Origin of the sequence: Streptomyces sp. S.PB5, assembly GCF_030403745.1 — a bacterium.
Taxonomy (GTDB): Bacteria; Actinomycetota; Actinomycetes; order Streptomycetales; family Streptomycetaceae; genus Streptomyces.
Window position 1 is genome coordinate 67,000 of record NZ_JAQMWP010000029.1, and the last position, 11,613, is coordinate 78,612.

General features: G+C 69.6%; 10 protein-coding genes. 7 read left to right on the forward strand and 3 right to left on the reverse strand.

Going from position 1 to position 11,613, the window contains the following annotated elements:
- Positions 1-15 precede the first annotated feature (15 nt).
- Positions 16-1,776, reverse strand: a complete 1,761-nt coding sequence (lysS, locus tag PH203_RS44880) for a lysine--tRNA ligase (RefSeq protein WP_289928244.1) — start codon at positions 1,774-1,776, stop codon at positions 16-18.
- A gap of 307 nt (positions 1,777-2,083) precedes the next feature.
- Between lysS and argS the strand changes: the two genes are divergently transcribed.
- The 3 genes from argS to PH203_RS44895 all read left to right on the forward strand — a co-directional run bounded on the left by argS (position 2,084) and on the right by PH203_RS44895 (position 5,745).
- The gene (gene argS, locus PH203_RS44885; RefSeq protein ID WP_289928245.1) at positions 2,084-3,850 is read left to right on the forward strand and encodes an arginine--tRNA ligase; all 1,767 of its coding nucleotides are present in this window, start codon (positions 2,084-2,086) and stop codon (positions 3,848-3,850) included.
- Between the two features lie 336 nt (positions 3,851-4,186).
- A complete protein-coding gene (locus PH203_RS44890) occupies positions 4,187-4,918 on the forward strand; it encodes a peptidoglycan-binding protein (RefSeq protein WP_289928246.1) in 732 nt (243 codons plus the stop codon).
- Positions 4,915-5,745: an XRE family transcriptional regulator gene (locus PH203_RS44895; RefSeq protein WP_289928248.1), complete on the forward strand. Its 831-nt coding sequence runs from the start codon at positions 4,915-4,917 to the stop codon at positions 5,743-5,745. The genes PH203_RS44890 and PH203_RS44895 overlap by 4 nt, the downstream gene beginning before the upstream one ends.
- Here PH203_RS44895 and PH203_RS44900 read toward each other — a convergent pair.
- Complete coding sequence (locus PH203_RS44900; protein ID WP_289928250.1) at positions 5,693-6,178, reverse strand: ATP-binding protein; 486 nt, start codon at positions 6,176-6,178, stop codon at positions 5,693-5,695. The genes PH203_RS44895 and PH203_RS44900 overlap by 53 nt on opposite strands.
- A gap of 113 nt (positions 6,179-6,291) precedes the next feature.
- Between PH203_RS44900 and PH203_RS44905 the strand changes: the two genes are divergently transcribed.
- From PH203_RS44905 to PH203_RS44915, 3 genes are read left to right on the forward strand one after another with little or no spacing between them, the layout of a single operon-like run.
- Positions 6,292-7,119: a helix-turn-helix transcriptional regulator gene (locus tag PH203_RS44905; RefSeq protein WP_289928251.1), complete on the forward strand. Its 828-nt coding sequence runs from the start codon at positions 6,292-6,294 to the stop codon at positions 7,117-7,119.
- On the forward strand, positions 7,116-7,358 hold the full coding sequence (locus PH203_RS44910; protein WP_289928252.1) for a DUF397 domain-containing protein: 243 nt from the start codon (positions 7,116-7,118) through the stop codon (positions 7,356-7,358). The genes PH203_RS44905 and PH203_RS44910 overlap by 4 nt, the downstream gene beginning before the upstream one ends.
- A gap of 5 nt (positions 7,359-7,363) precedes the next feature.
- Positions 7,364-8,131: a DUF4253 domain-containing protein gene (locus PH203_RS44915; protein WP_289928253.1), complete on the forward strand. Its 768-nt coding sequence runs from the start codon at positions 7,364-7,366 to the stop codon at positions 8,129-8,131.
- 547 nt (positions 8,132-8,678) lie between these two features.
- On the opposite strand, the gene hemB is transcribed toward PH203_RS44915, so the two are convergent.
- Positions 8,679-9,683 carry a porphobilinogen synthase gene (hemB, locus tag PH203_RS44920; protein ID WP_289928254.1) on the reverse strand — a complete coding sequence of 335 codons (1,005 nt, stop codon included), beginning with the start codon at positions 9,681-9,683 and terminating at the stop codon, positions 8,679-8,681.
- Between the two features lie 474 nt (positions 9,684-10,157).
- Between hemB and PH203_RS44925 the strand changes: the two genes are divergently transcribed.
- A complete protein-coding gene (locus PH203_RS44925) occupies positions 10,158-11,531 on the forward strand; it encodes an FAD-binding oxidoreductase (RefSeq protein ID WP_289928255.1) in 1,374 nt (457 codons plus the stop codon).
- The last annotated feature ends 82 nt before the right edge of the window (positions 11,532-11,613 follow it).

Genomic DNA, 11,613 nt, shown 5'->3' on the forward strand with positions numbered 1-11,613 from the left:
CTTACCGCTTACCGCTTACGCGCCGAGCAGCGTCCGTACCCGGTCCTGCCCGACCGCCAGAAGCAGCGTGGGCAGCCGGGGGCCGGTGTCCCGTCCCACCAGCAGGTGGTACAGCAGCGCGAAGAACGTCCGCTGGGCGGTCTTGATCTCCGGCGGCAGTTCCTTGGGCGTGGCGTCCGCGGAGAACCCGGCCTGCACCTTGGGCACCCCGTACACCAGGTGGGTCAGCCCGTCGAGCGACCAGTGCTCGGCGAGCCCGTCGAGGAGCAGCCGCAGCGATTCCACGGAGGCCTCGTCGAGGGACTTCAGCAGCTCGGTGTCCGGCTCGTCCCGCACGATGGTCCGCTGGTCGGCGGGCACATGCGTGTTGATCCAGGCCTCGGCCTTGTCGTACCGGGGCCGGGCCTCGTCCAGCGCGCCCAGCGGGTTGGCGGGGTCGAGCTCGGACAGGATCCGCAGCGCCTGGTCCTCGTGCCCGGCGGTGATGTCGGCCACCGAGGCGAGCGTCCGGTACGGCAGCGGCCGCGCCGTACGAGGCAGCTCCCCGCCCGCGGTCCGCACCGCACGCGAGTGCGCGGCGACGTCGGCCGGCAGCGCCGACCCGTCCGCGACCTTGGCCTCCAGCTTGTCCCACTCGTCGTAGAGCCGCTGGATCTCCTGGTCGAAGGCGATCTTGAAGGACTGGTTGGGACGGCGCCGGGCGTACAGCCACCGGAGCAGCTGCGGCTCCATGATCTGCAGCGCGTCACCGGGGGTGGGCACCCCACCCTTCGAGGACGACATCTTCGCCATCCCGGAGATCCCCACGAAGGCGTACATCGGTCCGATGGGCTGCTTGCCGCCGAAGATCCCGACGATCTGCCCGCCGACCTGGAAGGAGGACCCGGGAGAGGAGTGGTCGACACCGGACGGCTCGAACACAACCCCCTCGTACGCCCACCGCATCGGCCAGTCGACCTTCCAGACCAGCTTGCCGCGGTTGAACTCGTTGAGCCGGACGGTCTCGGCGAAGCCGCACTCGTTGCAGGTGTACGACAGCTCGGTGCTGTCGTCGTCGTACGCCGTGACGGTCGTCAGGTCCTTCTCGCAGTTGCCGCAGAACGGCTTGTACGGGAAGTACCCGGCGGAGCCGGAGGACCCGTCGTCCTCGCCGGCCGCGCCGGACCCCTCAGCGGCCTCCAGCTCGGCCTCGTCGAGAGGCTTCTGCTGCTGCTTCTTGGCCGGGGCCTTCTTCGTCCGGTACTGGGCGAGGATGGCGTCGATGTCGGCGCGGTGCTTCATGGCGTGCAGGATCTGCTCGCGGTACACCCCGGAGGTGTACTGCGCGGTCTGGCTGATCCCGTCGAACTCCACGCCCAGCTCCGCCAGCGCCTCGACCATGGCGGCCTTGAAGTGCTCGGCCCAGTTCGGGTACGACGACCCGGCGGGCGCGGGGACCGACGTCAGCGGCTTGCCGATGTGCTGCGCGTGCGACTCGTCCGAGACACCGGGGATGCCCTTGGGCACCTTGCGGTAACGGTCGTAGTCGTCCCAGGAGATCAGGTGCCGGACCTGGTACCCGCGCCGCCGGATCTCGTCGGCGACGAGATGCGGGGTCATGACCTCACGCAGGTTGCCGAGGTGGATCGGCCCCGAGGGGGACAGTCCGGACGCGACGACGACCACCGGCGCGGCAGCGCCATGATGTTTCGCGCCCGGGGCCCGACGCTCCGACTCCTCGATGACCTCATCCGCGAAACGGGAGACCCAGTCGGTGGTCTCGGTGCTCTGAGCCACGGGGCACGTCCTTCTTTCTCCAGGGCAGCCGCACGGTCAACGGCTGGCGGCCACCATTCTCCCAGGTAGGTCCTGAAGCACGAAAACGCCTTTTCACGGACGCGCCTCGATGGCGGCGCGCCGCCTCTGAGGAACCCGGGGAACTGCGCTCCGATGGCGGCGCAGCCGCCTCAAGGGGCGCGGGGAACTGCGCGACCAGCCCCCACCGCCCCGCACCCGGCATCGATGGGGAAAAACCCCTTTGCGACCCCGTGGGATACTGATCGGGACTGTAAATCCAGCCTCGACCAGAACGGCACCCATACCCATGGCCTCGGTCACGTCCCTCACCGCCAACGTCAACGCACACCTCGCGTCCGCCCTCTCGGCCACCCTGCCGGAGGCGACCGACGCGGACCCGCTGCTGCGACGTAGCGACCGGGCCGACTACCAGGCGAACGGCATCCTCGCCCTCGCCAAGAAGGCCAAGGCCAACCCCCGGGAGCTGGCGACGCAGGTGGTCGAGAAGATCACCGCCCCCGGCCTGTTCAAGGACGTCGAGGTGTCCGGCCCCGGCTTCCTGAACATCACGGTCACCGACAAGGCGATCATCGACACCCTCGCCGCGCGCGCCGCCGACGGCGACCGGCTCGGCGTCCCGCTCAAGGACAAGCCCGGCATCACGGTCGTCGACTACGCGCAGCCGAACGTCGCGAAGGAGATGCACGTCGGCCACCTCAGGTCGGCCGTGATCGGCGACGCCCTCCGCAACATGCTCGACTTCACCGGCGAGCAGACGATCGGCCGCCACCACATCGGCGACTGGGGCACCCAGTTCGGCATGCTCATCCAGTACCTCTTCGAGCACCCGGGCGAGCTGGCCCCCGCCGAGGACGTGGACGGCGAGCAGGCCATGTCGAACCTGAACCGGGTCTACAAGGCCTCCCGTGCCGTCTTCGACGCGGACGAGGACTTCAAGGAGCGCGCGCGGAAGCGGGTCGTCGCCCTGCAGTCCGGTGACAAGGAGACGCTCGACCTGTGGCAGCAGTTCGTGGACGAGTCGAAGGTCTACTTCTACTCGGTCTTCGAGAAGCTGGACATGGAGATCAGGGACGAGGAGATCGTCGGCGAGTCGGCGTACAACGACGGCATGCCGGAGACCGCCCGCCTCCTGGAGGAGATGGGCGTGGCCGTCCGCTCCGAGGGCGCGCTCGTGGTCTTCTTCGACGAGATCCGCGGCAAGGACGACCAGCCGGTCCCGCTGATCGTGCAGAAGGCGGACGGCGGCTTCGGCTACGCGGCGTCCGACCTGACGGCGATCCGGAACCGCGTCCAGGACCTCCACGCGACCTCGCTGCTGTACGTCGTGGACGTACGCCAGTCCCTGCACTTCAGGATGGTCTTCGAGACGGCCCGCCGGGCCGGCTGGCTGACCGACGAGGTCACGGCCCACAACATGGGCTACGGCACGGTGCTGGGCGCGGACGGCAAGCCGTTCAAGACGCGTGAGGGCGAGACGGTCAAGCTGGAGGACCTCCTCGACGAGGCCGCCGAGCGGGCCACCGCGGTCGTCCGCGAGAAGGCCGAGCGAGTGGGCCTGACCGAGGAGGAGATCGTCGAGAACGGCCGGTACGTCGGCATCGGCGCGGTGAAGTACGCGGACCTGTCCACGTCCCCGAACCGTGACTACAAGTTCGACCTGGACCAGATGGTCTCGCTGAACGGCGACACGTCGGTGTACCTGCAGTACGCGTACGCCCGTATCAAGTCGATCCTGCGCAAGGCCGACGACAAGCGGCCGACCGCCCACCCGGAGCTCGAACTCGCCCCGGCGGAGCGGGCGCTGGGCCTGCACCTGGACGCGTTCGGCGAGCTCGTCACGGAGGCGACGGCGGAGTACGCACCGCACAAGCTGGCGGCGTACCTCTACCAGCTGGCGTCGCTCTTCACGACGTTCTACGACCAGTGCCCGGTCATCAAGCCCGAGCCGCCGAAGGACATCGCGGAGAACCGCCTCTTCCTCTGCGACCTCACGGCCCGCACCCTCCACCAGGGCATGGCCCTGCTGGGCATCAGGACGCCCGAGAAGCTCTGACAGGCTCGGCACACACGGAAGACACCGAAAAACGCCGTGGCCCGTCCTCTCCCCCGAGGGAGGACGGGCCACGGCGTTCCCCGTACGACCGACGGCCCCCCTCCGCGCCGTCGCTCCGCCGATTCGATGGTGCGGGAGCTGCGGCCGTCCCTGCCACAGTCACCGGGAAAATGACGTCCGGACGGGACGTCCCACCCGCTGACCTGCACGAACGGAGTGGTCGAAGACGTCGGCGCGGGACGGCGGATACGACTCCTGATCGCATTCGGTGGCCGATTCCGTACGCCGTGCCACCGGTACGGGAACCACCTACCGGTGTCGTCCGTGAAACCAGACATGTCACGTTGGAAGCCACTGCCCGCCGAACTGGACCCCCGGGTCCGGCAGTTGGTGGTGCGATTGCGCCGCCTGAAGGACCACAGCGGGTTGAGTGTGCGGCAGTTGGCGGTGAAGACGTCGTACAGCCCGAAGTCGTGGGAACGCTATCTGAGCGCCAAGTCCCTGCCACCTCAGGACGCGGTGACCGCCCTGGCGCGGATCGCGGGCGACGACCCGACCCGCCTCCTCGCCCTCCACGAACTGGCCGCGGAGGCCTGGAAAAGCAGGCCCACCACCGAGGACGAGAGCACCCCGTCCCCCGCACCCCGCCGCATCACCCTCGTGGTGGCCGCGGTGGCCCTGGTGCTGGTCACCTCGACGGCGACCCTCATCGCCGTACACCTGGCAGGCAACGACAACGGCGAGGACAGGACGGCCCCCGGCACCCCGGTGGCCACCTCGCAGCCCCCGCAGTCCCGGCCGACGTACACCTGCACCCTGAAGCAGCAGAACGGCGACTGGTACGCGGGCAACAGCACCACCCGCACCGCGATCCTGATGGACGGCATGGCGGGCCCCGACGTGGCGGAGGCGCAGTGCCTGCTGCGCAGGGCGGGCATCTCACCGGGCGAAGTGGACGGAATGTTCGGCCCGTTGACCCAGGGCGCGGTCAAGCGGATGCAGAAGCGGGAAGGCCTGGTCGTGGACGGCATCATCGGCCCCCACACCTGGAAAGCCCTACGAGGATGACGACACCGTCGCCAGAACGCGCCCGACTCGCCACCGCCCTGAGGGAGTTGAAGGACCGCACCGGCCTCAGCCTGGCAGGCCTCGCGGACGAAACGGCGTTCAGCAAGTCGTCGTGGGACCGCTATCTGAAGGGCACCACCCTCCCGCCGCGCACCGCGGTGACGGACCTGTGCCGGCTGGCCGGTGAGCCGGAGGGCCGGTGTCTGGCGCTGTGGGAGATCGCCGAGTCGCAGACGAGCGGCCGCGCGACGGAGCCGCCACCCCCGCCGCCGGTCACCCCACCAGCAGAGCCCACCAGCCGCAGGACGGCGGTGATCGCCGTATCCGTGTGTGCCGTGGCGGCGGCGGTGGCAGCCGTGACGACGGCGGCCGTCCTCCTGCCGACGGGAAGCCCCGACCCACACCGGCCGGCCCAGTCCTCCCAGTCCGCCCAGTCCCCCCAGTCCGCCCGACAACCACCCCTCGCTGCCCCCTCCCCCCGCTGCCAGGGCTCCGCCTGCGAGGGCCAGGACCCCCTCCACATGGGCTGCGGCCGCGCCCCGACCACCCTCGCCTCCTTCCGCACCGCCACCGGCGCGAGCCTGGAACTCCGCTACAACCAACTCTGCGGGGCCAGTTGGGCGCGGATGTGGGGCACCCGGATCGGCGACCGCCTGGAGGTGACGGCGGACGGCCACGCGCAGGACGCCCGAATCAGGGACGACATCGACGCGCAGGCGTACGTCTACACGCCCATGGCCGTGACCGACCCCGGAACGGTGGTCCGGGCCTGTTTCATCCCGGCGACCGGCGGCAAAAAGGAGTGCTTCGACAGCAGGGCGCGATAAGAGGAACATCGCGGGCATCCTCATCACCCCCGGCAGGGTGGACGAACTCGCACCACACCACCTTGCCGGGGTCCCGCTGTCCCACCCCCCACTTGTCGGCGAGCGCGGCGACAAGCAGCAGCCCCCGCCCACCCTCGTCGGCCTGCTCCGGGACACACGGCTCCCCGCCCCCGCTGTCGTGCACCTCGACCCGCAGTACGTCACCGTCGTACCGGACCCGCAGCAGGAACCCACGTCCGGACGGAGCCCCGTGAAGCAGGGCGTTGGTGGCCAACTCGCTGACACAGAGCGACAGATCACCGGCCCGCTCCCACTCGCTCATCCCCCAGCAGGTGAGCGACCAGAGTACGAACCGCCTGGCCGCGCCCACGGAACGCCGATCGCGCCGATAGAACTGATCCCGCTGGAAGGGAAGTTGGCTTCGCTCATTCACGGTACGAATGTCGCGCAGAGTCACTAGCGTGGATCACTCGGTGAACCCGTACAGATTTTTTGTACGGGTTCCTACCCGGTGACGTACGTGTGCCCTGGGGGATTGAGACCAGCATGAGCGCGAAGAAGCCGCCGCGGCCGAAGAACCTGACCTCGATGAAGATGCTGGGCAAACAACTCGGCGCGGCACGCCGGGCGATGGGCTACACCCAGAGTGCCCTGGCCGCACTGGTCCAGGTCGACGAGGAGACGATCGCGTCGATCGAGCAGGGGAGGAGGGCGCTGAAACCGGACCTGGCCGCACTCCTGGACGAAGTCCTCCAGACCAAGGGGATGTTGTCGGCGGGGGTGGCGAACCTGCCGGAGATCGACCAGTTCCCGATGTGGGCGGAGCTGTATATGGAGCATGAGCGGGAGGCGATCGCGCTGTCCTGGTACGACAACGCGGTGCTGCCCGGCCTCCTTCAGACACGGGCATACGCGGAAGCCGTGCTCCGGGAACGAGTTCCGGCGTACGACGAGGACGAGATCGAGACCAAGGCATCGGCGCGTCTGGAACGCCAGGAGATCCTGCAGCGCAGGACCCCGCCGACGCTCAGCTTCGTCGCTTGGGAGCCCGTGCTCCACTTGATGATCGGCGGGCCGGAGGTGCGGCTGGAGCAACTCCGGCACCTGCGCGCGATCGCCGAACTGCCCTGCGTATCCCTGCAGTTCCTGCCTCTGAGCAGCCCCTGCCACGCGGGATTGAACGGCCCCTTCACGCTCCTCGAAACCCCGGACCATCAACACCTCGCCTACACCGAGTCGCAATGCGGCAGCCAGTGGGTCTCCGACGCGGATGAGCTGTCCAGGCTGGCACGCAAGTATGCGATGCTGCGGACACAGGCCCTGACTCCACAGGACTCAAGGGACCTGCTCGACCGCCTACTAGGAGAGCGATGAGCACCGAAGCACTTCAGTGGTTCAAGTCGACCTACAGCGGCGACGAAGGGGGCCAGTGCCTCGAAGTCGCCTACACCTGGCGCAGGTCCAGCCACAGCGGCAGCGAAGGCGGCCAGTGCGTCGAGATCGCCACCTGCCCCCACACCGTCCACGTCCGCGACTCCAAGAACCCCGATTCAACCGGCCCCACCCTCCAGCTGACCCCCACCGCCTGGGCCGCCTTCATCACCACCGCCTGACCACCATGGCAACGCTCCCCAACCCCCTGCCGAGACTCGCCACCCTCGGCCTCGCCCTCCCCCCGGGCAGGCTCATCGACGTGACCGCCGAAGGCAAGTGGCACGAACCCCTCCTCTGGCTGGCCGACGAAAGGGCGACCCCCGACACCTGGGCCGCCCTCCAGCACACCCCCCGCGCCCACGGCCTGCTCCCCGTCCTCGTGGACGTGGGTCAGGGCCACGGCGCCCCGGAGGAGTGGGAGTTGACGCCCGGCGAGATGTCGTACCCCGGGGACCACGATCCGGAGGAGGTCCTGGCCGACTTCTGGGACGAGTGCTGCACGGAGGAGGCCGGCGACTGGCCCGGCCTGGCCGCCACCCCGGACCTCGCCGCCAAGCCCGCGGACGTGGTCCACGACCTCCTCGCCCCCGGAAGCCAGTTGAAGGACCCCCGCCTCGCACTGGTCCCGGCCCGCCGCAGCGCGGACATCCCGACGGCGATCGGCTGGACGGGCGCGGCGAACCACGAGAACGACACGGCCCGCCTGAGCGCGGTCCTCCGCTCGTGGGAGGACCGTTTCGGGATACGCCTGCTGGCACTGGGCGTCGACCGCCTCGTGATGTCGGTGGCCACCCCGCCCACCACCCGCGGCGAGGCGAACGCGATCGCCGCCGAGCACTTCGCCTTCTGCCCGGACAACATCTGGCAGGGCTGCCCCAGCGACCCCACCCTCGTGGGCTACTCGGAACGCGAGGTGCTCAATCAGCCGACGTGGCACTTCTGTTGGGACTGAGAAGAGAACTCAGAGAACTCCCTGAGCGCCTCCGCAGTCCGCTCGTCCCCCGGCAGAAACGCCAGGGTGACGTCAGTGGCCGTGGCAAAGCTGGTCACGGTGGTGATCCCAAAGCCCCACCCCGGTCCCTGCCCTAGCCCCGCAACGCATCCCCCAACCTCAGCAACCCCTCCCGGATCCCTGCAGCGGCCTGCGGGACAGCGCATCCGGCTCCGGTCCGTCCACGTCCCCCGGAACGCAACCAGCGACAGCCCCTATTCCGACCCGTGGCCACACCAGGCGTCCCACAACAACCCCCCGGGACGGAACAAAACCCCAGCTCAGCGCCCGTCCCACACCCCCGGCGTCCCGAATCCCAGGAGAAACCTGGCCCCCACCGGGCCCCCGAATCAAGCTGAGCGCATGTCCATGCCCGCAGCACCCACCCCCGCGACCCGCCTCCTGGCGGCCCTGACGGTCGTACTGACCACACTCACCCTCACGCTCATCACGGCATGCGAGGACGGCGAGGGCCTCCGAGACGAAGGCCCGTCGACGACAACGACAACTACCGAGCCCCCGCCTCCAGCAACCGCGAAGCCTCAACAGCCCAATAGGTGAGGATGTTCTGCGCCCCGGCCCGCTTGATCCCGGTCAGCGTCTCCAGAATGGCCCGCTCCCGATCGATCCACCCCTTCTCGGCGGCGGCCTCGACCATGGAGTACTCACCGGAGATCTGATAGGCGGCCACCGGCACGTCAACGGCATCGGCAACCCGCGCCAGGATGTCGAGGTAGGGCCCGGCAGGCTTGACCATCACCATGTCGGCCCCTTCCTCCAGATCCAGGGCCAACTCCCGCAAGGACTCCCGCACATTGGCGGGGTCCTGCTGATAGGTCTTGCGATCCCCCTTCAGCGAGGACCCGACGGCCTCCCGGAACGGCCCGTAGAAGGCGGAGGCGTACTTGGCGGTGTACGCGAGAATCGCCACATCCTCCCGCCCGATCTGATCAAGGGCGTCCCGCACGACACCGATCTGCCCGTCCATCATCCCGCTGGGCCCGACCACATGCGCCCCGGCATCGGCCTGCACCTGAGCCATCTCGGCGTACCGCTCAAGGGTGGCGTCGTTGTCGACCCGCCCCTCGGAGTCGAGCACTCCGCAGTGCCCATGATCAGTGGTCTCGTCCAGGCACAGATCGGACATCACGAGCAGCTCGTCCCCGACCTCGGCCCGCACATCCCGCAGCGCGACCTGCAAGATCCCGTCCGGATCGGTCCCAGGCGTCCCGAGCCCGTCCTTCTTGGACTCCTCGGGCACCCCGAAAAGCATGATCCCGGAAACCCCGGCAGCCACGGCCTCAGCGGCGGCCTTCTTCAGACTGTCCCGGGTGTGCTGCACGACCCCCGGCATGGCGGCGATCGGCACCGGCTCACTCACGCCCTCCCGCACAAAGGCGGGAAGGATGAAGTCAGCGGGATGCAGCCGAGTCTCGGCGACCATCCGCCGCATGACAGGAGAGGTCCGCAGCCGCCGCGGCCGCGAGCCGGGAAAGGATCCGTACTTCGTCATCCCCCCACGCTACGCCCGCCCCGCCACCCCCTTTACCGACGCCCCGTCGGCCCGAACAACGCCCCCGCGCCGCGCTTCTCAACGCCGACCCGGATATGTCAGCCCGTCTGGGGGTGCCCCGCTGGGGGAGTTTAAGGACGAGGCCCCTTCAGGGCCGAAGCGGTGTCCTTCAGCCCGTCTGGGGGTGCCCCCTCTGGGGGAGTTTGAGGACGAGGCCCTTCAGGGGCCGAAGCGGGGTCTGGGGCGGCAGCCCCAGCGGGGTCCAGGGGCAGAGCCCCTGGGCGGGGCCGAAGGGGCGGCAGCCCCTGGGGACGGGACGGGTAGGGGCGGCGGGGGCGATAAAACACGACGGGCACCCCCACCCACCTGCACCGCCCCACTCCCCCTCGCCCCACGTGCGCCCCACCCCCCACAGGTCCAAGCTGAAAGGGCAAGCCCTCCGCGCAAGCCCTTCCGCGCCCCAGGAGGCCCCCCATGCCCGCCCCCGACCTCTTCGCCCTCTCAGACATCAAGGGCCCAGTCCTACGCCCCACAGACAAGGCCTACGCCGCAGAAGTCACCGGCTTCAACCTGGCGGCCCCCCACACCCCCGACATAGTCATCGGCGCCACGGACACCGCAGACATAGTCACCGCCCTCCGCTGGGCCACAGCCACCCACACCCCCGTAGCCGTCCAGGCAACGGGCCACGGCGCGAACTTCCCCATAGACACCGGCCTGCTGATCAACACGTCCCGCATGACGGACGTACACATAGACCCCGCCACCCGCACCGCGACCATCTCCGCCGGCGCCAAATGGCGAGACGTCATCAACGCCGCCGCTCCCGACGGCCTCGCCGCCCTCAACGGCTCGTCCACAGACGTGGGCGCCATCGGCTACACCCTCGGCGGCGGCCTCCCCGTCCTCGGCAGAGCGTACGGCTACGCCTCCGACCTGGTGCGCTCCTTCAAGGTGGTCACCGCGGACGGCACCCTCCACCAAGCGGACCCGACCCACGAACCGGACCTCTTCTGGGCGCTGAGAGGCGGCAAGGGCAACGTAGGCATCGTCACGGAGATGGTCACCGAACTCCCGGCCCTCGCCCGCATCCTCGGCGGCGGCATCTACTGCGCGGGCGAGGACGCCGAACCCCTCCTCCGCACCTGGGCGGAGTGGACACAGACCGTCCCCGACGAGATGTGCACGGGCTTCACCCTGCTCCGCCTGCCCCCACTCCCGGAGATCCCGGAACCCCTGCGCGGCCGCTTCTGGTCAAGGGTGGCGGTCGCGTGGACCGGCGTCCCGGAAGAGGGCCAGGCCCTCCTCACCCCGCTCCGCGAGGCGGCCCCGGTCGTCTTCGACACGGTGGAGGAGATGGACTACACGGCGGTCGACATGATCTACCAGGACCCCCAGGACCCCCTCCCCGCCAGAGAATCCTGCGGCTGCCTGGGCGAGCTCACCCCGGACGCGGTGACGGCGCTCCTCGACGAGGCGGGCCCCGCCGCGCGGGACTACCCCCTGCTCCTGGTGGAACTCCGCCACATGGGCGGCGCCCTCGCCCGCCCCGCCACGACAGAGGACGCGGTGTGCGCGAGAAACGCCGCCTACCTCCTGGAAGCGGTCGGCGTCCTCATCGCCCCCGAGGCAGCCGCAGCCGTGGAAACGGCCACGACCGCCCTGTACGAGGCGATGATCCCGTACGCCACGGGCTGCACGATGCCCAACCTCCACGGCCGTCCGGGCGACGAGGCGGACCGAGCCCGAGCCTGGACCCCGGAGATCTACGACCGCCTACGCCGCACAAAGCACGCGTACGACCCACAGAACCTGCTCCGCTACGGCCACACGGTGACGACGGCCTGACAGCACAGTCACTCGAGCCGCACCCGCACGCGCACCCGTACCGGCACCCAAACCCGCAGCCGCAGCCGCAGCCGCAGCCCAC

What these genes read in the sequence shown, in the direction of transcription:
- PH203_RS44925 (WP_289928255.1), top strand. Translation starts at nt 10,158, where the DNA reads ATGCCCGCCCCCGACCTCTTCGCCCTCTCAGACATCAAGGGCCCAGTC.
- argS (WP_289928245.1), top strand. Translation starts at nt 2,084, where the DNA reads ATGGCCTCGGTCACGTCCCTCACCGCCAACGTCAACGCACACCTCGCG.
- PH203_RS44890 (WP_289928246.1), top strand. Translation starts at nt 4,187, where the DNA reads ATGTCACGTTGGAAGCCACTGCCCGCCGAACTGGACCCCCGGGTCCGG.
- PH203_RS44915 (WP_289928253.1), top strand. Translation starts at nt 7,364, where the DNA reads ATGGCAACGCTCCCCAACCCCCTGCCGAGACTCGCCACCCTCGGCCTC.
- PH203_RS44910 (WP_289928252.1), top strand. Translation starts at nt 7,116, where the DNA reads ATGAGCACCGAAGCACTTCAGTGGTTCAAGTCGACCTACAGCGGCGAC.
- hemB (WP_289928254.1), bottom strand. Translation starts at nt 9,683, where the DNA reads ATGACGAAGTACGGATCCTTTCCCGGCTCGCGGCCGCGGCGGCTGCGG.
- PH203_RS44905 (WP_289928251.1), top strand. Translation starts at nt 6,292, where the DNA reads ATGAGCGCGAAGAAGCCGCCGCGGCCGAAGAACCTGACCTCGATGAAG.
- PH203_RS44895 (WP_289928248.1), top strand. Translation starts at nt 4,915, where the DNA reads ATGACGACACCGTCGCCAGAACGCGCCCGACTCGCCACCGCCCTGAGG.